The organism is Niastella sp. OAS944, assembly GCA_024809215.1.
In the GTDB taxonomy this organism is placed as follows: Bacteria; Bacteroidota; Bacteroidia; order Chitinophagales; family Chitinophagaceae; genus Niastella.
Genome location: JANUBW010000002.1, coordinates 381,905 through 402,388, shown reverse-complemented (window position 1 = coordinate 402,388; position 20,484 = coordinate 381,905). Strand labels below are relative to the sequence as shown.

General features: G+C 39.4%; 26 protein-coding genes. 23 read left to right on the top strand and 3 right to left on the bottom strand.

What is annotated here, in order from left to right; genetic code table 11:
• Window positions 1-9 precede the first annotated feature (9 nt).
• Entirely contained in the window at window positions 10-417 is a 408-nt protein-coding gene (locus tag GGD38_RS12305) for a hypothetical protein (RefSeq protein ID WP_375300548.1), read from the bottom strand.
• Window positions 418-1,011: 594 nt separating this feature from the next.
• Here GGD38_RS12305 and GGD38_RS12300 point away from each other — a divergent pair.
• Window positions 1,012-1,425: a helix-turn-helix domain-containing protein gene (locus GGD38_RS12300; RefSeq protein WP_375300549.1), complete on the top strand. Its 414-nt coding sequence runs from the start codon at window positions 1,012-1,014 to the stop codon at window positions 1,423-1,425.
• Between the two features lie 173 nt (window positions 1,426-1,598).
• Here the strand turns inward: GGD38_RS12300 and GGD38_RS12295 are convergent, their stop codons facing one another.
• Both GGD38_RS12295 and GGD38_RS12290 read right to left on the bottom strand, forming a co-directional pair.
• Window positions 1,599-2,684 carry a hypothetical protein gene (locus tag GGD38_RS12295; RefSeq protein ID WP_375303825.1) on the bottom strand — a complete coding sequence of 362 codons (1,086 nt, stop codon included), beginning with the start codon at window positions 2,682-2,684 and terminating at the stop codon, window positions 1,599-1,601.
• Between the two features lie 298 nt (window positions 2,685-2,982).
• Entirely contained in the window at window positions 2,983-3,189 is a 207-nt protein-coding gene (locus GGD38_RS12290; protein WP_375300552.1) for a hypothetical protein, read from the bottom strand.
• Window positions 3,190-3,735: 546 nt separating this feature from the next.
• On the opposite strand from GGD38_RS12290, the gene GGD38_RS12285 reads away from it, so the two are divergent.
• From GGD38_RS12285 to GGD38_RS12180, 22 genes are all read left to right on the top strand, one after another.
• Entirely contained in the window at window positions 3,736-4,269 is a 534-nt protein-coding gene (locus GGD38_RS12285; RefSeq protein ID WP_375300553.1) for a hypothetical protein, read from the top strand.
• Window positions 4,266-4,484: a hypothetical protein gene (locus tag GGD38_RS12280; protein ID WP_375300554.1), complete on the top strand. Its 219-nt coding sequence runs from the start codon at window positions 4,266-4,268 to the stop codon at window positions 4,482-4,484. Before GGD38_RS12285 ends, GGD38_RS12280 begins: the two co-directional genes overlap by 4 nt.
• Before the next feature lie 26 nt (window positions 4,485-4,510).
• Window positions 4,511-4,738 carry a hypothetical protein gene (locus GGD38_RS12275; RefSeq protein ID WP_375300555.1) on the top strand — a complete coding sequence of 76 codons (228 nt, stop codon included), beginning with the start codon at window positions 4,511-4,513 and terminating at the stop codon, window positions 4,736-4,738.
• Between the two features lie 13 nt (window positions 4,739-4,751).
• Window positions 4,752-5,234, top strand: coding sequence for a hypothetical protein (locus GGD38_RS12270; protein ID WP_375300556.1), 483 nt, complete (start codon window positions 4,752-4,754; stop codon window positions 5,232-5,234).
• Between the two features lie 432 nt (window positions 5,235-5,666).
• Window positions 5,667-6,953 carry a hypothetical protein gene (locus GGD38_RS12265; RefSeq protein ID WP_375303824.1) on the top strand — a complete coding sequence of 429 codons (1,287 nt, stop codon included), beginning with the start codon at window positions 5,667-5,669 and terminating at the stop codon, window positions 6,951-6,953.
• 29 nt (window positions 6,954-6,982) lie between these two features.
• Window positions 6,983-7,588 (top strand): hypothetical protein, encoded by a 606-nt coding sequence (locus tag GGD38_RS12260; protein WP_375300558.1) that lies wholly within the window; start codon window positions 6,983-6,985, stop codon window positions 7,586-7,588.
• Window positions 7,589-7,622: 34 nt separating this feature from the next.
• On the top strand, window positions 7,623-8,348 hold the full coding sequence (locus GGD38_RS12255; RefSeq protein WP_375300559.1) for a hypothetical protein: 726 nt from the start codon (window positions 7,623-7,625) through the stop codon (window positions 8,346-8,348).
• A gap of 70 nt (window positions 8,349-8,418) precedes the next feature.
• Entirely contained in the window at window positions 8,419-8,799 is a 381-nt protein-coding gene (locus tag GGD38_RS12250) for a hypothetical protein (RefSeq protein WP_375300560.1), read from the top strand.
• On the top strand, window positions 8,796-9,260 hold the full coding sequence (locus GGD38_RS12245) for a hypothetical protein (protein ID WP_375300561.1): 465 nt from the start codon (window positions 8,796-8,798) through the stop codon (window positions 9,258-9,260). The genes GGD38_RS12250 and GGD38_RS12245 overlap by 4 nt, the downstream gene beginning before the upstream one ends.
• Window positions 9,257-9,601, top strand: coding sequence for a hypothetical protein (locus tag GGD38_RS12240; protein ID WP_375300562.1), 345 nt, complete (start codon window positions 9,257-9,259; stop codon window positions 9,599-9,601). The genes GGD38_RS12245 and GGD38_RS12240 overlap by 4 nt, the downstream gene beginning before the upstream one ends.
• Window positions 9,576-10,412, top strand: a complete 837-nt coding sequence (locus GGD38_RS12235; protein WP_375300563.1) for a hypothetical protein — start codon at window positions 9,576-9,578, stop codon at window positions 10,410-10,412. Before GGD38_RS12240 ends, GGD38_RS12235 begins: the two co-directional genes overlap by 26 nt.
• 26 nt (window positions 10,413-10,438) lie before the next feature.
• Window positions 10,439-10,621, top strand: coding sequence for a hypothetical protein (locus GGD38_RS12230; RefSeq protein WP_375303823.1), 183 nt, complete (start codon window positions 10,439-10,441; stop codon window positions 10,619-10,621).
• Window positions 10,618-10,920, top strand: coding sequence for a hypothetical protein (locus GGD38_RS12225; RefSeq protein ID WP_375300565.1), 303 nt, complete (start codon window positions 10,618-10,620; stop codon window positions 10,918-10,920). The genes GGD38_RS12230 and GGD38_RS12225 overlap by 4 nt, the downstream gene beginning before the upstream one ends.
• 10 nt (window positions 10,921-10,930) lie before the next feature.
• A complete protein-coding gene (locus tag GGD38_RS12220) occupies window positions 10,931-11,599 on the top strand; it encodes a hypothetical protein (RefSeq protein ID WP_375300566.1) in 669 nt (222 codons plus the stop codon).
• A gap of 8 nt (window positions 11,600-11,607) precedes the next feature.
• The gene (locus GGD38_RS12215; RefSeq protein ID WP_375300567.1) at window positions 11,608-12,606 is read left to right on the top strand and encodes a peptidoglycan-binding protein; all 999 of its coding nucleotides are present in this window, start codon (window positions 11,608-11,610) and stop codon (window positions 12,604-12,606) included.
• Between the two features lie 21 nt (window positions 12,607-12,627).
• A complete protein-coding gene (locus tag GGD38_RS12210; RefSeq protein ID WP_375300568.1) occupies window positions 12,628-13,047 on the top strand; it encodes a hypothetical protein in 420 nt (139 codons plus the stop codon).
• Window positions 13,048-13,058: 11 nt separating this feature from the next.
• Window positions 13,059-13,688 carry a hypothetical protein gene (locus GGD38_RS12205; protein WP_375300569.1) on the top strand — a complete coding sequence of 210 codons (630 nt, stop codon included), beginning with the start codon at window positions 13,059-13,061 and terminating at the stop codon, window positions 13,686-13,688.
• Between the two features lie 73 nt (window positions 13,689-13,761).
• Window positions 13,762-14,004, top strand: coding sequence for a hypothetical protein (locus GGD38_RS12200; protein WP_375300570.1), 243 nt, complete (start codon window positions 13,762-13,764; stop codon window positions 14,002-14,004).
• Window positions 14,005-14,679, top strand: coding sequence for a hypothetical protein (locus GGD38_RS12195; protein ID WP_375303822.1), 675 nt, complete (start codon window positions 14,005-14,007; stop codon window positions 14,677-14,679).
• Between the two features lie 17 nt (window positions 14,680-14,696).
• Complete coding sequence (locus GGD38_RS12190; RefSeq protein ID WP_375300572.1) at window positions 14,697-14,864, top strand: hypothetical protein; 168 nt, start codon at window positions 14,697-14,699, stop codon at window positions 14,862-14,864.
• 7 nt (window positions 14,865-14,871) lie between these two features.
• Window positions 14,872-15,756 carry a hypothetical protein gene (locus GGD38_RS12185; protein ID WP_375300573.1) on the top strand — a complete coding sequence of 295 codons (885 nt, stop codon included), beginning with the start codon at window positions 14,872-14,874 and terminating at the stop codon, window positions 15,754-15,756.
• A gap of 15 nt (window positions 15,757-15,771) precedes the next feature.
• Window positions 15,772-20,481 carry a strawberry notch C-terminal domain-containing protein gene (locus GGD38_RS12180; RefSeq protein ID WP_375300574.1) on the top strand — a complete coding sequence of 1,570 codons (4,710 nt, stop codon included), beginning with the start codon at window positions 15,772-15,774 and terminating at the stop codon, window positions 20,479-20,481.
• Window positions 20,482-20,484: the final 3 nt, after the last annotated feature.

The following is a 20,484-nucleotide window of genomic DNA, read 5'->3' as shown; positions in this document are numbered from 1 at the left end:
GAGGGAAGACTATGTGGAGAATTTTATTCCCTCCAGCTTGATTACTATATCGTTTTTTTCTTTTATTGTATAGAATGAAATACTTTGTATATCTACAGTATGACCTTTTCGTGTTACTCGCTCTGAATCATTTTCTGGGATTATTTCATTGCCAAATTGTTCAGCGCAACTACGCAATCGTTTAATGGCTTCATCAACTTGGTTTTCCAGCCATTTTAAATCCTCTTCTTTAAGTGGGCTATTTGCTACAGACGGAATGTCAGTGCCTTTGGCAAATTCTTTAATAAGTCTTTTGGGAAGATCAGTAAGCACAGCGATTTCCTTCCATACAAAGCCAAGGTTAGTTAATAGTGTAATTTTCTCACGAATAGAATCCCTTATGGCGATAGCCAATTCGTTAGATGAATTTTCTTTCATGAAGTATATATTTTAATGTTTATTAATCTGCATAAATGATACTACAAGCCAGATTGACAATTGCAGGTTATTCCAACCCTACCCCCGCCTGACATGTCCAGGCGGGGAGGGCAATCAAAACTCTCCTTTGGTCATAGGGTACGGACCTCTCCGTAAACGGTAGTAACCTGTTAGAGTGGGTCAATTAACTGTTTGTAATTACTAGAAGGCCAAATTGGCTTATGAACAAATTCAAAAGGAGTCTTTGGAGAGAACCAATGCGGAAAAAATTAGGCGCAGGCCTCTACTTACTGCTACCGAGGGTTACCACACCCTTGAACGCAAGTAAGCGAGTACCCACGCCCAAAGCGTGGGCATTCTACTTACAAGGCTTGCGTTCATTGAAAAGTGGTAATTTCGGTAGCAAGACTTTAAGCGAATGCTTCAATTATTTTATGAAGAAACGCGAAAATACAATTTGTTACATAAATTTGATATAAGGTTTATGCTTCATTTTGCTTAATTAGAATGCTAAAGTGTGAATTTCTTTGGATAAGTAGGCAATTTTTGCGTTAGTTTTACCTCTGTTTATATCAGTCTAAAACAAGTCAACATATGAACCATTTGGATGAAAATACCCAGTTTACGGTTCTGGAGAATAAAACAATCGGTAGGAATATCTCTTTGTATAGGAAAATACGTGAAATGAAGGCGTTAGAGGTTGCAGATTTACTAGGAATGAAAGAGGCGACATATACCCGATATGAACGAGGCGAGGCTTCAATAACTATTGATTTTATTCAACAGGTATCGCAGGTTTTAAAAATTGACCCAATTATGCTGTTATCGGTTCCCCCTGGTAGTATAGTTGACAGCGGAAATAACTCTCCTAACGCAATTGTTGCCCTGAATGCCAGTAACTGTCAAACGACAAACCCTGAACAAAACCAAATGATGCTTAAATTGATTGAAAGCACAATGGAATTAAATAGGAGGATGATGGAATTACTAGAAAAAAAGGATAAATAATATTATTATTTTACAAAATATATTGAAGTCATAGAGGCTGTCTCAACAGTAAGAGACAGCCTCTTTTTATTCGGGTACCTGATGGAGACAGGTAGTCGTTTAAGCGATTCTCAGGGCCTTCGTTTACTTTTGATACAACCTCTATTATTAGGAAAGTATTTCATTAAACAAAGTTATGTGCCAAATACAGGAACCACTTTCTTATTAACTGATGTCGGCTTTTTAACTTGGACAGTTTCATATTCTGCTTTTTCTACGATGGCTACAATCTCAACCATTACTGCTATTCCATAAGTAGAATTAGGATTTTTGATACCCAAGAAAAAATTATTGCTTGTACAGCAGTTACGTACCTGTACAATTCCTGACATCAGGTTTGACCGAGATCCTTCACTAGCATATCGCCATTTACCATCTTCCTTATTCAGAAAGGACGCTCTGTTAGCAGCGTCTAGCAAATAAATGTCACAATAATCTGCACCTGGTGGTTGGGTAAGTGCGTTTATTCCAAATGCCAAGCTACCAGTCTGGTCAATTACTCGCGTTAAATCGCTGAATAATTTCATAGTCGATTTCGTAGCCTGCACTGCGCTTTTATTTCGGGTTGCGGCAAAACTATAATACCAGGAAATGGTATTTTCCGGGAGCATGATAGGGATATCAATTCTTGATTTACCTCCCAATAAAGTAGCGTTACTACCACTATTAACAAACATATCGATGGGTGCTTGTAGGGTTACCGGTTCATATTTACTTGATACTTTTCTTTTTTCTTCTACAATTGTAAAAGTGGTATCAGAAATAGTTTTCCAGGCTACATTACAGTTAAAGTTTTTGGTAGAATCTGCGGCAGGAATACGTTTGAGGCTCACCTTGCACTGCCGGTCGAACATGTGATTAGTAGCAAATTCAAATTTATAAACATTAGACTTGGTAACTTTTATTCTAACTCCATCCAATGTTTGAAACTGATTATTGGAATAGACAATTGAATTACTGCCATATTCCATTACCTCTATTATTTGGGTTCCTTTTTTATTATCCGTTGTAAAATCGATGATAATTTCGTCTCCGGCAGCAAATCCATAAACCAGCTTTGGATATTTAAAATTTTCCTTTGGGTGGTCATTTTTCCAGTTGGCAACAGCTAAGCCACCAGGAATTGTAATACTTTGGGTAGTTACAGCAATAGGTTCATTGGACTGGCTGAATGAAGTTATGCAGGATAGCATTCCTGCAAGCAAAGCGATCGGTTTCATAATATTGGCGTTTAAGGGCTTGGTATCGATTATAAATAAACGCCAAGATAAAAATGCTATTGCATAGACACAATAAGGTTTATCTTTTAGTGCAACATGTACATATTACAGTATAGCTAAGTGTAAATACATAACAATTCTGTATCAATCTCTTTAGATTGATTATCATATATCAGAAGAAACAAAAGCCTTTTAAGAAGCAACCTTTTATTACTTCTTAAAATTATTCATTCATCTAGTGCTTTTAGCCCTTGTGCTTTTTATAGGTATTAATGTGAAGTAGTCCAGGTTCTCCGGCTTATTTAATATCATCCAAATTAGACGGGATGCCCAAAAATGTGAAAATAGTTTTCACCTGTTCAACAGAATAAAAATGACCTTTTCGTTCGCCAATCTTAACCTTAAAAGGAATAAGCCATTTGGCAAATGTTTGTTTTGATACGCCATACAGATCTGCTAGCTCTTTGTGTTTGTACGGTTTGATTTGTTTAACCAAGGGAGTCATCGGTTCGGGTTTAAGTTCGCAATAAGTATAAGTCCTGCCATTTACGTGTCAGTGAAATAAGGTTTATGCACATTTCCCTTAGCCGGGATAGGTTTTCCCGTTATAACTGAGTTGCTGGAGTTGAGTTGCTTACCGTTGGGGTCTGATTAAATATCTGATTATAAATTAGAGAAAAATGTTGCATTAACCTGCATTCAAATAGTTAAAAAAAACAAATTTTGGTAATATTTTCAGAAAACAGCGTGTTTTTAATATCAAACACCAGAAGTTCGGCGACGCATTATTGGTATTTTGAATGTTTTCAGGGCTTTCTAAGGAGAACTAAATGATTTTTTAAAGCAAATCGAATGTTTTGATATAATTCTGAATTGATTCCAACATATCCGTAAAAGTTAGGTAACTGCATAGAATAACCGATACAAATTGAACCAAATTATACAAAATTGAACATTATCGTAAAATATCGATTGCATTCGCGCAAAAGTGTATATAATCGATAACCTGGTCTTCCTGGCTGTCGGATATTTGATCTACAAAGACAGCAACATGACTAAGATTATCCAACTCAAAAATCGTTTTCAGAAACTTACTACAGATGTCTATATAGCAGCAGCCTGGAACTTTGCTCTTATTGCACTCTGGCCTTTTGAAAAAATTTCGAAAAGTAGAGTAAGGATTTGTCAGTCTTATATTAGACGATATCTGCTCAGTAATCCTGACATACAAGTATCTTTTACTACCTTCTGTGAAAAAGTACTTTTAATTAATAGAACACTCTCTATTACTAATCCATATATTATTGACCCTCCTATAATTTGGCTAAATCCAGATTTTAAAGATGGGTATGCATCCACGGATGAGTTACACATATTAATAACAAAGAATCGGGATGTGCCCGCCCATTATTTAGAAGGAATTACTTTTTTGGCAAAGGGATATTGGGATTTTATAAACCAGCCAACATCTTCGGTTTTATTAAAAATACATGAACGTCTTTTCTATCTCCGGCAATACGACTTAATAAGCCTTCTCGGCCAGGTAGCACTTAAATATATTTTAGTCTCTAAAAAGCTTATATGAGCCAGAGAAAAAAGGAACATGCAATACCCATAAGGCCGTACACATTGAAAGAACTCGCTGGTTTATACTGTGTCAGTAAACTAACTTTTAAAAGATGGCTGAAGCCTTTTGAAAAAGACATCGGCGATAGGAACGGGTACTTTTATTCAATTCAGCAAATCAAAACCATACTTGCAAAACTGGGCACGCCGGACGGTATAGATGACCGTGAATAAAATTGCTAATAGTAAAATCCAATATTATGAGGACTGAAACCACCGCCTATCAGGGTGCAATCAATAATGTATTTCTACCAGGAACAATTCTGCTTGCCAATATTGATGTTACCGGTCTTTTGGAGTATGCTTTAAAAGCAGGTGTTGGCGGCTTTATTTGGTTAGGTTTTAAGTTGGCCGGCGAGTACCTGGAGCGAAAGAAAAAGCTTGAACAAAAACAGGATGCAGGTAAGCCATTCCGTAAGCGGAAATAAAAAAAATCAAACAATGGCATCGCTGAATAAAATTGTATTGGGTACCGCTGTTGGTGCTGGTATTATTGCACTAATTAGTTACTTCTCAAGAATGAAAAGAGCTTCGGTTCAACTAGAAGTAATACCCAGCGCATCCATTCATTCTATTAGTCTGACGGGGTTAACAATTAAAGTAAATGCAATCCTTAAAAACCCTACAGCGGCCAATTTTAAAGTAAAATTTCCTTATATAAAAATAAGCCATAAAGACACAACGCTGGGAAGTAGTCAGGTAATTAATAAGGATATAGAAATTCCTGCTTATGGGCAAGTTGTAATTGATAACATGTTGGTGGAGATTGGGACTTTGAGTTTTTTATCTGTGGCATATGATGTTATAAAAGCACTGAATAATAAAGAAAGCATAACACTTATAGTCCAGATTATAACCACCATTGATTTGGGCTGGTCGAAAATTCCCTACGAGGAAAAGAAAGAAATAATGCTCAAAAAGTAAATCATGGAAGCCGCGTATAAAAGGAATATCAAACAAGGGCGGGAATATGATTATCTGTTTCCTGAAGCTCTGAATAAAGACAAGACCGTAAAAGAAAACGCTACGCTGGAAGACACGATTGCGTTTATTCATAAAGTGGTTGGTAAAACACTGGCTCAAACAAAAGGTATCGCTCAAAAACTGGCAGGTAAAACGCTACACGAAACATGCAGTAATATTTGGCACTTTGTATACGACAATGTAGCATACAAAAAAGATGATGACGGTTTTGAACAGATCCGTAGCCCGCGCAGAACATGGAGGGACAGGAAAACAGGCGTTGACTGCGATTGCTATAGCACTTTTATCAGCAGCATTCTTACAAACCTACGTATACCACACAAACTGCGAATAACAAAATACAAACGGGACCATTTTCAACACATTTATCCCGTGGTACCAGATGGTGGGCGGTTTATTACAATTGATTGTGTAACTGATCAATTTGATTACGAAGTTCCTTACAGTGAAAAAAAAGATATTACTATGGACTTACAATATTTAGATGGTTTACAGGGAAGCAGTTTTGGCGACCGGGGTAATGACCTGGTTTTTGATGGGACGTTCAGCATTGGCGAACTGGGTAAAGCAAAGGGGAAAAAGAAAGGCTTTTTTAAAAAAGTAATAAGCAAGATTAATAAGATTAACCCGGCTACAGTTCTATTGCGAAATGGCTTCCTTGCTGCCATGAAACTTAATCTTTTTAAGGTTGCCAGCAGGATTAAGTATGCCTACCTGACACCAGAAGAAGCCACAAAGCGTGGCATACTTGCAGACAAGTTCCAGAAGCTGGTTAAGACCAGGGAGAAGCTGGAAAACATTTTTACAACTGCCGGTGGTAATATTAATAATCTGAAGAAAGCCATATTAAAAGGTAAGGGTAATAAAAATAATGAAGTAGCAGTAAGTGGTTTGGGGTTTCTTGGTAGTGACGCATCTGTTTTATATATGGACACTAACACACCATTATCTCAATTACTTGGACCTGATATTTATTATGACGAGAATGTGCGAGGAATGGAAGGATTTGAAGGTTTGGGTGAATTAGGTATAGCCACAAGTGCCGCTGTTGCAGCAGCATCTGGCGCAGTAGCGGCTATCGCCAAAATTTTATCAAGCATCGGAAACATTTTTGGTGGTAATCAAAAAGGTGCTGAGGATTTTTCAGAAGGTGAAGCCGCGGCGGCCAATAAGGAAATAACAGACATTCCCCCAGCGAGCAATACCAACACCTTGTTGCCTGCTGCAACCGTCCCTGCCACATCTTCACCGGCATATCTACCTGCTGCGCCTGATTATGCTGAGGGCGCAAGCGCTGCCCAGGTTTTACCAGAAAGTACAAGTTCAGCTGCTCTTGTAGATACTGACCCGGAAAGCAGTGCGAGTTTACCGGTTACGTCTGCCACAACCATGAATGCTACCTCAACCAATACTACATTGACCGATGCATCATCAGCTACAAAAGATGGTTTTTGGAAGAAAAATAAAAAGTGGTTGTTACCCACAGTGATCGGTGTCGGTGGAATTGCGGCCATTGCTATTGGGATGAAATTACTTAAACCTACGCATAAGCCTGTTAATGGGCCACTTGCAGGAACTCCCAGGAAAAGAAAATCGCCTAAGAAAAAGAATGGAGGAAAAAAGAAAGGTGGCAAAAAGAAGGCAATAAGTCTTCTGTAATAATTGAGATAACAATATAAAAATGTCCTATGGCAAAAAATAAATATGCAAAAAAGGCAGAGCGCGCTCAGATTCTTGCTATGACCAGTAAGCTGGAAACAAAAGGCAATATTAAAAATACGCTGATTGAAACCGGTAAAGATCTGCTGGTGGCAGTGATAGCTGGTGGTTTTGCGGGGTCCGCAATCGGTAAACCAAGCCTGGCGATTGGTGCCGGAGTAACAGCGCTTGGTCATTTCAAAGGTAGCCGGCTATTGAGTTTGCTCGGTATTGGAATGATGGCTGCAAATGGATTTCAAACTTCCTCTGTAAGTGGTGTCGAAGAACAAGGTATGGATGGAGTAAAAGACCGGGTGATGGCATTTAAAAACTCCTTTAGTCAAAAGCTATATCTCGATAAGATAATAAAGAAGAAAACAGCTTCAGTGGCAGGTATTGGTAATCTCCAGTATTTCAACTATGCCAATGAGATTGCAGGATTAGAAGCACTCAGCAATGTTGAAGAACAAATCGAAAACAGTGCTTTAAACCGGCTTCAAATGAACGGCACCGGTATAGGTTCTGCGGATGATGCACTCCCTGGTATGCAAGGGCCTCTGGCAGAGCTTTCAGATGTATCTGATTACATTCTTTAATCCACCTTATTATAAACTTTAAAAACATACTATTATGTTAGGACTTGATGGCCTGGCTGCAATTGAAGAATATAACAATCAGGGCGCACTATTAGGAATTGATGGCCCTGATGGAGATGAGCTTATCGGCGAACTGCGAAGAATGAATCCGGTAAAACGGCAGCGTACAATTAATAAACTGGCAAGCACCGGTGCGCCCAGTAAAGGTTCACGGGCTGAAATGGAAAAGTTTTTTGCCGAATTGCCCGCTTCTATTAAAGAATCACTTGTTAAAGGCGAATTGCGTCTGGCAGATACAATGGTTTATTCCATAAAGCCTGTCAATTCGAAAACTATTAAGATGTGGGAAACCCAGGATGACAAAGAAGTGGGTTTGCGAAACATCAGCAATGCGAAGCTGCCTAAAAATCAAGCCCTGCTTGTTTCCGGTATCGTACTACTTGCAGCTACAGCGGCAGATGGTTCAAAGGATAAGATCATTGCAGCCGATTATAAAGGACTGGAGAATTTTCCCGCATTACTTAATGGTGAGTTTAACCTTAAGTATAACAAAAGGCAAATAGTTCCCGAAACTTCAAATTATGTTTTCCGCACCCAATCATATAACTACGTGCCATTGGGCTATTATAAACTTGCTAACCCGCGTCTTATAGTAGATGATGTGTTGATTGAATTAACAATTGAACTAGGTAGTACTGACGGAATACCAGCCAACACTTTTGTATACGCTGGTTTGCATGGAACAATAACTACGCCCTAGTTAATTTTTGTGGTACCGTTTATGTCATGATAGGCGGCAGGTGTCTACCTGCTGCATTTAAAAAAATCCTATGAGCATTATTGTAAAAAAGCGTTTTGATGTGGCTATTACTGCTGCTGACAAAGTGTATTCCCAGTCTTTTGAACTTGATAAAACAATCACCTTCATTAAAGGTATTCTGCTAACAGCAGATAAGGAAGATCTGTTGTATTATCGTGGCTCCCAAAAAATTGAGGTTAATAAGCAGGAAGTGTTTCCAGAAGACTATGCAAGCAAGCTGCTAATGACCGGCATAAATATTTCCCCCAATCAACGCTATTACGACACTGGTAATTTACCTGTAGGAAATGGAATCGTTAAAATTGAGTACAAAGATCAAAATGATACCCGGTTGGCATTTGAGCCATATCGAATCAGTATCTACCTGGACTGTGAACAACGCGAACTATGAATGGCAATATTCTTATAGAAAAGCTTTTGGTTACCCGCGCCAGTCAACAACAATATTTCCAGTTTAATATTCCACGGGATGTAACCACTATAACAGGCATTTTGACTACCGTTCAGCTCATTGATGTACCTGTGGTATCTGGAACTGGACAAGTGGGTTTCCTCCAATTGCAGTCCACAGGTAAAGCAAACGGATGCTACAATTCAATTGTGAAGCTGGAGCCGGCGGTTGCCCTAAAATCGGATTTAAGTCTAAAATCATATCAGGCCGGCTTTACGCAAACAAATGCGCTGTTATTAAATGGCCTGGCACAACGAGGTATAACAAAACCGGAGATCATTAATCTGTCTGCCTGTAACAATGTATATGGTAATTATAAGGATTTGTTAGGGAAAATATTATCAAAAGACATTCAGTACCGTGTAGCCATTACGTTGTGGACTAAAACCATAAGACTATGACAACTGCATTGGCGCAAGATTACCTCCGGGGAAGAATGCAAGAACTTGGGTTTGCCGATCAATATTATTTAAGGCTTCGGCATTTTGTTTTGAGGCCCAAGGAAAAAGTTTCCATACATGCAGATGTTCACTTATACCTGCTCATTCACCCGCCGTTTATGGTTCGAATACAAAGTTTGTATGGTATTTATGATTTGACAGTGGACAATGTAAACGAACTACAGTATGAACACCAGGGTATTATTGAGGTTGAAAATTATGCCAGTCATTTACAACATGTACAATTTATTCAGGTAATTATTCAAAATAACGACTATGCCCCTCCACGACCTAAAGTTTGATCAACATAAGATCGATAGCTTGAAACGCTATTTGCAACGGGAAGCTGAAAAAGGTAGAACAAAAGACTATGAAATTATAATAGATGGTTTTCGCGTTGTTTCCCGGACCGATGATATCACGGAGTTTGACGATTACGAACAGGAGATAAAAAGTGATACCAGGAATATCAGTATTCTAATATTCGACGGACCGGGTACAAACCGCAATACCCGGTATTCCTTTTCGCTTCAAAGTGATTCATCAAACAGGTCAAATGGTTCCTTAAACGGCTTAGGTGAAATAGAACAAGTTATTGCCGACAAACTTGCAGAGCGGGAACGTGAACACGATCTACAACAGGTAAAAGAGCAACTAAAAGCCACAAAACAACAATTAGCAGAATCTGAAGAGTATTCAGAAACATTAGAGCAACGGATAAAGGATATGGAATCGAAACGGTTTACCAATGCTGTTTCAATAGGTGAAGTGGCAAGCCTTGTTTTAAATTCTCTTATCAAAAAGAACATTGATCGTATACCTGGTGGCCAGGCTTTGGCCGGGCTTTTAGGAGCAGATGAACCGGATGAAAGTACATCTTCTCCAAACTCATCACCTGCACCGGTGAGTTTTGAAAAACAGTCAGGTGGTAACGGCCTTGATGAGCAAACCCAAAACCGGCTGGCTTTGATTGAACAAATGCAGCAGAATTTTAATGAACAACAAATGATCGGGGTATTTAGCATTCTGGATATACTGGTTGCCTCACCTGATAAAATAGATGTGTTATTAATGCAATTGCAACCAGGCGCAACAATGCAGACTGCGGCTTAATTCCTTCATCACTTAATTTCAATCATATGAAAGAGCACAATTACAATATCCGTATACCGGCAGTGTTGGAAAAGGAAGCGGACGAAAAAATAGCAGCCCTGGCAATTTTAGCCTCTCAGTTGACCGCCAAAGAGCTGACTAAACTCGCTCATATTGTTAAAACCGACCCGGTTAAAACGGCATTGGCAAAAAAATATCTGGGCGTATGATAACGGGCAAACAAACTTTAATACTTCTTTCTTCAGGTTTGGGCTTAGGTATTGGTAGTTACTTCCTGTTTAGGAAATCAAATACTCAACTGAAACGTGAAATACTTCAAAAAACACCTGATTATGATAAAAGCCAATTTGCGTCTATTCTTGATCAAATGACTAGGCAAGAGCTTTTAGATACGGCGCAGATCATTCAATACACAGAAAGCACACCTAAAAGCATTACTGATAAGATAGACCCGTTACTTAAAGTTAGGCTTGCAGCTATTTCGAAGAAGTATAACATATTTACTTAATAATGGCCTTATGCCGTCTTCTCAATCATCTGAATTAACAACACGCGAAAAAATACAGTATGGTCTAATAGGTTTAGCCGTATTAGGTGGAGCTGCTTTTCTGATCAACAATCTAATCAAAAAATCCAAGTCCAATTTGGAAGAGCGTTTAACCCTGGAGGATGGCGGCGCTGCAACTTTCGCCAAACAATTGAAAATGGCGTTTGAGAATGACGGATGGTTTGGGACTGATGAGGAAGCCATACGACAGGTATTGCGGAAGGTTGCCAGTAAAGAAGATTTTCAAAAAGTGATTGATTCCTATCAGCGCCTGTATAGTAATAGTCTTTTGCGTGATATGAAAGACGAACTATCCTCCAGTGAATACGCTGAAATGATTGCAATCATAAGCTCTAAACCTGATCGATATGACAAAAATGGACAGGCGCAAGGAGTAACAGCATTACAACATGTATCATGGGCCAGGCGATTAAAAGCAGCTTTTGATTATTTCCCCGGTACTGATGAAGATGCTATTCGGGCTGTTTTTATAGAAATACCAACCCAAACGGATTTTCAGCAGGTGGCCAGCAGTTATCGTTCAGAATATGGTGCTGATTTAATATCCGACCTGCGAGGTGAACTTGAATTTTGGGAGTATGGGGCAATGATGAAATTAATAACAGACAAGCCAAAATAATTTTTCCTATGAAAACCACGGGTAAACACAAACCCACCAGGAAAGTTAAACCGTCCTCCACTCGTAAGACGGCTTCTAAAAAGAAAGCTAAGAGTAAAATAGTACTTACAAGTCTTGCAGTGGGGGCGGTTGGCATCCTGGGTTATCTGGCATGGCAGTTTTATAAAAAGCGTAGGACATCAAATTTCTCAAGAAGTGCAAGCGCTGATTATATTTTGCCAACTGCCGCAGCAGCGGTGGTTTATCCCACTTCTGCAAGTACATCGTCGGTTAGTCCGTCGGCTTCTATACCAATGCCATCGACACAAACCAAGACTAAAAAAGCAACCACAGCCACCAGTAGTTTTCCGCTTAAAAAAGGAAGCAAGAATGAATTAGTAAAAAGCCTTCAGTTAGCCTTGATTGCCAAATATGGGGCAGGTGTTCTTCCTCGCTATGGCGCGGATGGCGACTTTGGCTCTGAAACGGTGGCAGCACTTACGAAAGCGGGGCTACCTGCAACTATTGATGAAACCACCTATTATGTATTAATTCAAGGCAGCAGTAGTGTTAGTGATAAAAGTGCATTGGCCATCAAATTTCTCAATGCAGCGGCAGGTAGTGATTTTAATGCAGTTCTTGCTTTGTTAAAACAACTAAAGAGTAAAGAAGATTATCGGCAAGTAAGTGAAGTTTTTGTCCAATACAGGCTTCGAGGTGTTCGGCAGACGCTTGTAAACGGCCTTCTTAACACATTCACCAATGAGAAACAAAAGGAGCAGATCAGATATGAGTTCATCCGCATGGGCCTCAAATACGATGGCAAGCAATGGTCACTTGATGGATTTGATGGCCGGCCTATAGTAACTACAGAGCCTACAAATGTATGGATAAGTGCAACTGAAAATGTGGGCGTACAGGCAAGTGTGGTTTTAGGTGCAGAGGTTAGTCGAAAGCTGGATTACACATTGTTTGAAAATAACGGCAGGTATTTCCTTGTTGCTACTAAAAGCATTAGATACCTGTGATTAAATAACCAAATTACCCATATGAAAACTCAAAACCATTTGGTAAGCTATATAATCGTTCATATCATCCCTTTGAATGTTTGGGCTACCATTCCTTACCAGGAGAAAAAACGTTATCATCATGTGGTTACAGTTAGTGGTAAAGCTGTTAAACTAAAAAAGTTACTTTCCTCTGATGGTTGTATTGAGGTCGTTTTTATCGGGAGCGATAGTTATGCGCATGATAGCGGTGCATTATTTTCTTTGCTCATTGACCTTTGGATTAATCACCCTGTAGCTAAAATTATTTATGCGACAGATTTGTACAATAATACCATGAAAAGCCCAATTATTTCCGCTGCCCATTGGTTAATTATGCATATGCCAGTTTGGCTTCAACGCAGATTGCCCAAATGTAGTAACCTGGTTACTCTTCACTCATTACTTCCGCTCATTTTTTAAACTTCAATTATATGGAAAATATATTGTATCTGGCCCTTGTACAACGGGGGTATAAGGTAGCCATGCGCCCGTTCGAATTAAACGTTATTGGTATTAGGTCAAATACCAGTGTGCCAAACGTATTTAATGATAGTCTTAACGTACTGTTTATGGATAACACAGGTAGGTTGGCAAGTGTTAGCTGGAGGGCAACCACAGATCCAGGTACCTATTGGCTCAAAAGTCCTATGAATCCGCAGGGAACTGCTATTTTAAAACCCGGCCAGTATGTGGGTAGTCATGGGCTAGGTATGCATAGAGGTAAATACCTTGCTTTAGTGCAAATTCGTCCAGTTACCGTTATTCGGGATTTCAATCGCGATGGCAAATTAGATTATACTAGTGGAAAAGAAGAAACGGGGCTTTTTGGCATCAACATACATAGGGCTATGGTGGAAGGAACTACCAAAACAATTGATAAATATTCTGCCGGATGCCAGGTCTTTGCTAACGCCAATGATTTTTCAGTATTCCTGTCATTAGCGGAACGTCATAAGAATCTATACGGAAACAGTTTTACCTACACACTACTGTCGGGTTTACCTGATGGCAGTATACCTGAATTTGATAAATACGGAAAGCCGATTTCAAAAAAAAATTGATGCTAGGTCTGGCTGGGTTACTGATTGCGGCCAGTCTGTCCATGATAACCTATCACTATATCAATAATGACACATGAATGCCAAAGACTTTTTCCGACAATTACTTAAAGATAAAAATCATAGTTACAGTTTACGGGAATTTGTTGTCGCTGTTTTGTTACTGGTTTTAATTATAAGTTGGATAGGTCAGCAATTCTTCAACAAACCTGTATCTGATAATATGTTTTTCACCTTTGCAAGTCTTATAGCAACGGGTTGTTTTGGCTATAGCTTTGAAAAGAAGAGTGGCTCGGATTGCCGACCTCCTCAACAATAATTGCTCATCATTTTAATTCATATCCCTATGAACCTAACAAGATTCAGATTAATCTTAGCTATTGCTATTGCAATAATCGTTATTCTGTTCTGCACGCGATTTTTATCCTGTAATTACAATTCCGACAAAAAGGTTATTATTGATAACACCGCTCAACTTCGCAAAGACTTGAACCGGCAGGAGGCAAATTACAATGCTAAATTAGATTCCATCAATCAGGTGAATCAAACCCTGCGTTCTCAGTCGGTCAGTTCACAGTCAGCTATCCTTAAAGTAAAACAGGAAAATCGTTCACTAAAAAGAACGATAAAAGATCTGCTTACTGTTCATTATACCACAACTGATACCTCCATTAAGTTGCAGAATTGTGATAGCCTGGCAGTGGTTCTTCAGGAAACAGAAGTATTAAGCAATAAAAAGGACAGTATTTACGAAAGCTTGACCGGAAACCTCCAAAGGCAGCTTGAAATACAGGATAGCGTAATCGATATACAAAAGTTTCAGAACGATAGTTTGCAAACAAGCTACCATAATCTACTTGATCAACAAACCGCTTTATTTAAAGAGAATGCTGAACAACGTAAAACCATAAAGAAGCAGAAAAGGAATAAAGTCTTTTTGGGTGTTGCGGTAGGCGTAGTTGCTGGTTTGTTTACCTGGCATTCACTTAAATAACCCTATATATCATTTGTATGGAAAGTCGGGAAAGAGCTGTGATCGCAACCACTACGCTTATCAGCTCACTTGCTTTTTATTGGTATGCTCAAGCGAAGGGAAAACCCGAAGCGCCATATCTTTTACTTGGTGGTTTTGTCGGGGCTATCATTGCTGAAGTTGTTATTACTCAAACAAAAAAATAATAGAACAATGAGCGTTCAAATATACAGTTATAACGGGTTCGTTCGTCTTGTAACAGATAGTAGTGTGTTGTTACTGGCTAAGACCCAGATAAAAAGTATAGAAGCAGTTCGGGATGACAGCGTAAAAATTAGCTTGGGTGAAGGCCCTTTAAATGAGATTGTGGTTAAGTTATCGGATGTTACGATGCCGTCCGGTCTTGTAGACGTGGCTGCATTAAGGGATGCGATAGCCCACATGCTTGATCATGCAAATCTATATGAAGATGAAGCATTAATAAAACTGCAATCGCAAATAGACCAGTTAATTGAGATTAAGCATCTTTTTAATCTTTGGCAGGGCAGCCTTCAGGTTGACCTTAATTTTCAACAATTACAGGTAAATGCGTTGGTAGCAATCAATAACCGACTTTTAGAATCGAAAGAAAACGATGAAAGGCTTATTAATCAGGGGCATGATCAGTTTACCGAAACAAAAGCGCAAACGCTACAACTCGTTTCTATTGGTAACGGTGTAGAAAGCATAAAGGTAAGTAATCAAACTGCTCTTAGTAATCAAGAAGTTCAAACGACTGAATTAAGAAATATTATTGCTCAGATAGTCAGCTCCAATAGTTATTTGACCGCTGTTCAGGGGTTGATGAACACCAATTTAATAAAGCAGGATACATTAATTGCAGTTTTAAATGAAATGAAAAACAGCCTTACCGAAATTTCATTTTACACGCAAGCTCTGACTGGTGAAATATCTACTAATACAATGATGTTAGTGGATATTAAAGCTCAGAATGCGTCCATGTTGCTTAAAGCTGATAGTCAGGTTACTTTGCTAACTGGTATTCTCAATGCCCTGAACAACGGTTCAACCCCTGTTGTGATAGATGATGGTAATTAGGTAAAATAGAAGTGCATGAAACAAAAAGAGTTTGTCAGGCGGGTGGTTGCTACATTAAGCAAAGGCATTGCAACTAATAAGCGTTCCGTTGAACGTGAGGCTGCAACGTACGGCATCACCGACAAAACAATGGTTAAGGAACTTACGGAGCTAGCCATTGTAAAGTATGCTCGGATTATAGCTCACCAAACTTTGTCACTCAACCAGAAATATGAAAAGATTGTTGAATTATATAACCGGCAGGTGAATTTGTCTCACCGTACAAGCCAGTCGATTTTACTTCAGCAATATTCCACGCCTGCGCCGATTGGTTTTCTTGCAGGTGTATTTTGTGGCTTAGATAATTTGCAAAATTCATTTGGTCTTGCATTTGAACCATCGGCAGGAAACGGTTTGCTGACCATTGCTGCCAATGCTGATCGTGTATATGTAAATGAAATTGACAACGTTCGAAACAGTAATTTGCTAACTCAGGGTTTTGCTAAGGTATTAAAACAGGATGCTACTCGTCCATTTATAGGTTATGAGAAACGCTTTTCCGCTGTTCTGACTAATCCTCCTTTCGGCTTCATGGACAAACCTGTTTACTATGAAACTTATAAGATTACTACCCTTGAGCAAATGATGGCATTGCGGGCATTGGACACCATGACAGATAATGGTAAAGCTGCTATAATCATTGGCGGACATACCAGATGGGATGATAAAGGCCGTATTCAGGCCGGAAGGAACCGGATTTTTTTCAATTATCTGTATAGCCGCTATTATGTAATTGATGTGATCAGTATCGATGGCCATAAATTATTTTCCCGACAGGGAACCTCCTTTAATGTTCGATTGATACTTATTGCTGGCCGAAAAGCAGTCCCATCAGGTGCGTCCCCGGTTTACAACTCAGAAAAGGACCTGGTAGTTAAATCCTTTGATGCGCTATATGTAAGGGTAACGGATGCAATGGATAAAGCAAAAGGTATCATTACCACTTACCAAAATGATGACAATATGAAACGTTTAGCCCTGGAAGCAGAGGCGCTGGCCCTGGAATTGGAATTGCTAGCAACCGGCGAAGAGGAGTTGGGTGCGCCCTATATACCAGCATCTGAATCATGTATAGTGCTGAATACACAGGTGCCGGACAGTATGGCGTTTGAAACACAAACGGCTATTCAACAAATTAAACAGGAAGTGGGCGGCGATATAGACAATTTTGTAAGGCACAGGTTACGATACCCCACAAAAACGGCGCTATGTAGGGTATTATCTGCCGAACAGATAGACGCCGTGGCAATGGCTATTTACAATATTGAAGCACGCAGCCAGGGAATGATTATCGGTGATCAAACCGGCATAGGTAAAGGGCGGGTGGCTGCGGCCATGATCCGCTACGGTGTTTTGCAAGGGATGAAGCCTGTTTTTCTGACAGAAAAAGCCAATCTTTTTTCTGATATATACCGCGACCTGGCTGCTATCGGTTCCGCTCATTTAAAGCCATTTATTGTAAACAACCGGGAATCAAAAACAGATATTAAAGATGAAGACGGTAACGTTATCTATCAGGCTCCAGCGCCGGTGGAACAACAAAATATTATTCAGAGCAGAACCGTTTCATCAAAATTTGATTTTGTAGTAGCTACCTATTCGCAATTCAATTCCATCGAAAAAAAACCGGAAAAACCTCTCTTTTTAAAAGCTATAGCTGAGGACAATATCTTTATCATGGATGAAGCTCATAATTCCAGCGGCTCAGGGAATACCGGTGAATTATTGCAGAGCGTTGTGCGAAATACCAGGGGTGTTGTTTTCTTGTCGGCCACTTTTGCCAAAAGGCCCGATAACATGCCTATCTATGCAATGCGTACTGCCATCAGCGATTGTAACATGACAAAAGATGACCTGGTAGAAGCCATAAGCCGGGGCGGGGTGGCTTTGCAGGAAGTATTATCCTCGCAATTGGTGGCCGAAGGACAAATGTTACGCCGGGAAAGGAGTTTTGAAGGCATTGAAGTGAACTATGGTATATTGGAAGAAAAGGCTCAGGAACATAAAGCCATTTCAGATAACATAACCGATATATTACGGGATATAATTGCTTTTCAAGGTAACCACATTAACACAGAGATTGAAGAACTGGATAAAATAGCTGTTGCTGAAGGCAAGGAAGTGGAAATAAGGGAAGGAACGTCACAGGCGGGTGTAGATAACATGCCGTATTTCTCCAAAGTGTTCCAGGTGATAAATCAAATGCTGTTTAGCCTGAAAGCCGAAGCTGTTGCAGAAAAGACCATAGAACGTTTGAAAAATGGCAAAAAAGTAGTTATAGCCTTTGCGTCTACTATGGGGAGCTTTATAGAATCAATGGAAAATGAACAAGGGATGCCTGTAAGCGATGGAGATGCCATCAATGCCGACTTTGCCGAAGTGTTGAAACGGGGATTAGAGGGAGTATTGAGGTATACGGTAAAAGACGTAGACGGCAATCCGATTTATAAAATGTTTTCCATAACGAATCTTTCATCCGAAGCACAAGCGGAATATAGACGCATTATGGAAAAGATTAAAAGTGCTTCTACAGGTATTACCATTTCTCCAATAGATGCGATCATTCAAAAATTGAAGCAAGCTGGATTTAGTGTTGCCGAAGTTACTGGGAGGAAATTTGAGCTTCAGCTTAGTCCTAACGGGAATAAAGCACTTGTATTATCGCGAAAACGAGTGAATACTAATGATGCCTTCCGGCGGTTTAATAATAATGAGGTTGATATATTAATGATTAACCAGGCTGGTAGTACGGGTGCATCCGCCCATGCTATACCAACTGCCAAAGTCCCTCCAGAACAGGTAAAGCAACGTGTAATGATTGTGTTACAGGCGGACTTGGACATAAGTACCGAAGTTCAAAAAAGAGGAAGGATAAATAGAACTGGACAAATTTTAAAACCCATCTACGACTATATATCGACAGCGATCCCTGCAGAAAAACGGTTAATGATGATGTTGCAAAAAAAATTAAAATCGCTTGATGCCAATACTACTTCCAATCAAAAGCAATCCACCAAAATATTAGATGTGCCTGATTTTCTTAATAAGTATGGCGATAAAGTAGTCTCAGAATACATATATGAGCATCCAGATATAAACGCTTTACTTGATTATCCTTTAGATCGTAACAATTATACAAAAACCAAAATTATTGACAACTCCAGCATTGTTGATGATGCAGCTATGAAGGTCTCGGGGCGTGTGGCAGTGCTTTCTTCCAAAATGCAGGAGGAGTTTTATAATGAGACTGTTGAGCGGTATAGTGATTATGTAGAATATCTCAAGCAGGTCGGTGAATATGATTTGGAAGTAGAAGCCATGAACCTGGAAGCCGAAACTATTTCCAGTAAAATATTTAAAATGGGCAAAGGAGGAGAAAGTGCATTTGGTGATGACAGTATCCTTGAAATTATACGAGCCAACGTATTAAAGAAGCCGTTTACCCAAACAGAGCTGGAAAACCTTATTAAAGAATCTTTAAAAGGACAAGATGCGTTAACGCTACAGAGTGAAATTATGGCAGAATATTCCGGTGATGCTAATAAAAAATTAGAAGAGTTGAATGAGGAAGCCAATGCCCGGTATGATCAATTGATACAGGAAATACCCAATGAAAAGAAAATCAAAAATATGGAAGGCGATCATGCCGCCTGGCAAAAAGCCGTAACAGAAAGGGAAAAGGAGTTGAATACGGCCAGAGAAGAACAGCTCAAGCATACGCAAAAGACATTCAACAACCGAAAGGATTATATAGAAAGAATATTAAAGTATTTCTATGTTGGCCGCCTGCTTAATTATCCGGTAACAAGCTTTGACAATGGCAGTGAAATGATACCGGCTGTATTCCTTGGTTTTATTATCGACCGGAAAAAGAATAATCCATATGCCCCGTCTGCAATGAAACTTCGATTTGCCATTGCAAATGGCAATAAATACCTGGCCATGCCGGGTTCATACTCAGAAGAGATTATGGCCATAATAGGTGCAAGTGCAGATCTACGGCAACCAGGCATAGAAAAGTTGCTCACTGATTGGGATGGCTATACCAAAGAAAACAATGTAGACCGTAAAATTCGTTACGTCATTACCGGGAATCTGTTACAGGCATTTAGCGATATGAAAGGAAAGCTGGTGAGTTACACGACCTCATCCGGCCAGGTTAAAAAAGGAATACTGCTACCGGAACACTGGAATACTGGTGAGAAGGTACAGGATAAAGTGTTAGTGCCGATCCTAAAAGCATTACCCATCATTAAATCACTTACAATAAATAACCAGGTAGAAACCAATAATGGGTTATCTATTTTACGAAACGGTAATAATTTCAAGCTTATTATTAGTGCTGCCAGGTCAAAAGGCGGCGATATATACCTGGATAAAGACATTTTGAAGCTGGTAGAGAAAAACAATTTTGAAAAGACATCTGATAAGATGGTTGCTATGTTGCCGGAAAGTAAAATAGATAACCTGGTTGCATTATTACAGAATAACCATAGTAGCTCTATTGCCATCGGTTCACACCAGCTAAAAGACCTGCAACATAAAGCAATCATTAGCAATAACAGGAAGCGAATTGAATTACCACCGCCTGAGCATGAAGATACCAGCCAAAGGAATAATGTTATTTCCCTCTTGGAGCTGGAAGCTGAAGCACTGGTATTGGAATTAGAGTTGTTAGCAGCTTAACCC

Bases quoted from the DNA above. Each gene is read 5' to 3' on its own strand.
- GGD38_RS12305 (WP_375300548.1), bottom strand. From the start codon at position 417: ATGAAAGAAAATTCATCTAACGAATTGGCTATCGCCATAAGGGATTCT.
- GGD38_RS12300 (WP_375300549.1), top strand. From the start codon at position 1,012: ATGAACCATTTGGATGAAAATACCCAGTTTACGGTTCTGGAGAATAAA.
- GGD38_RS12295 (WP_375303825.1), bottom strand. From the start codon at position 2,684: ATGAAACCGATCGCTTTGCTTGCAGGAATGCTATCCTGCATAACTTCA.
- GGD38_RS12290 (WP_375300552.1), bottom strand. From the start codon at position 3,189: ATGACTCCCTTGGTTAAACAAATCAAACCGTACAAACACAAAGAGCTA.
- GGD38_RS12285 (WP_375300553.1), top strand. From the start codon at position 3,736: ATGACTAAGATTATCCAACTCAAAAATCGTTTTCAGAAACTTACTACA.
- GGD38_RS12280 (WP_375300554.1), top strand. From the start codon at position 4,266: ATGAGCCAGAGAAAAAAGGAACATGCAATACCCATAAGGCCGTACACA.
- GGD38_RS12275 (WP_375300555.1), top strand. From the start codon at position 4,511: ATGAGGACTGAAACCACCGCCTATCAGGGTGCAATCAATAATGTATTT.
- GGD38_RS12270 (WP_375300556.1), top strand. From the start codon at position 4,752: ATGGCATCGCTGAATAAAATTGTATTGGGTACCGCTGTTGGTGCTGGT.
- GGD38_RS12260 (WP_375300558.1), top strand. From the start codon at position 6,983: ATGGCAAAAAATAAATATGCAAAAAAGGCAGAGCGCGCTCAGATTCTT.
- GGD38_RS12255 (WP_375300559.1), top strand. From the start codon at position 7,623: ATGTTAGGACTTGATGGCCTGGCTGCAATTGAAGAATATAACAATCAG.
- GGD38_RS12250 (WP_375300560.1), top strand. From the start codon at position 8,419: ATGAGCATTATTGTAAAAAAGCGTTTTGATGTGGCTATTACTGCTGCT.
- GGD38_RS12245 (WP_375300561.1), top strand. From the start codon at position 8,796: ATGAATGGCAATATTCTTATAGAAAAGCTTTTGGTTACCCGCGCCAGT.
- GGD38_RS12240 (WP_375300562.1), top strand. From the start codon at position 9,257: ATGACAACTGCATTGGCGCAAGATTACCTCCGGGGAAGAATGCAAGAA.
- GGD38_RS12235 (WP_375300563.1), top strand. From the start codon at position 9,576: ATGCCCCTCCACGACCTAAAGTTTGATCAACATAAGATCGATAGCTTG.
- GGD38_RS12230 (WP_375303823.1), top strand. From the start codon at position 10,439: ATGAAAGAGCACAATTACAATATCCGTATACCGGCAGTGTTGGAAAAG.
- GGD38_RS12225 (WP_375300565.1), top strand. From the start codon at position 10,618: ATGATAACGGGCAAACAAACTTTAATACTTCTTTCTTCAGGTTTGGGC.
- GGD38_RS12220 (WP_375300566.1), top strand. From the start codon at position 10,931: ATGCCGTCTTCTCAATCATCTGAATTAACAACACGCGAAAAAATACAG.
- GGD38_RS12215 (WP_375300567.1), top strand. From the start codon at position 11,608: ATGAAAACCACGGGTAAACACAAACCCACCAGGAAAGTTAAACCGTCC.
- GGD38_RS12210 (WP_375300568.1), top strand. From the start codon at position 12,628: ATGAAAACTCAAAACCATTTGGTAAGCTATATAATCGTTCATATCATC.
- GGD38_RS12205 (WP_375300569.1), top strand. From the start codon at position 13,059: ATGGAAAATATATTGTATCTGGCCCTTGTACAACGGGGGTATAAGGTA.
- GGD38_RS12200 (WP_375300570.1), top strand. From the start codon at position 13,762: ATGAATGCCAAAGACTTTTTCCGACAATTACTTAAAGATAAAAATCAT.
- GGD38_RS12190 (WP_375300572.1), top strand. From the start codon at position 14,697: ATGGAAAGTCGGGAAAGAGCTGTGATCGCAACCACTACGCTTATCAGC.
- GGD38_RS12185 (WP_375300573.1), top strand. From the start codon at position 14,872: ATGAGCGTTCAAATATACAGTTATAACGGGTTCGTTCGTCTTGTAACA.
- GGD38_RS12180 (WP_375300574.1), top strand. From the start codon at position 15,772: ATGAAACAAAAAGAGTTTGTCAGGCGGGTGGTTGCTACATTAAGCAAA.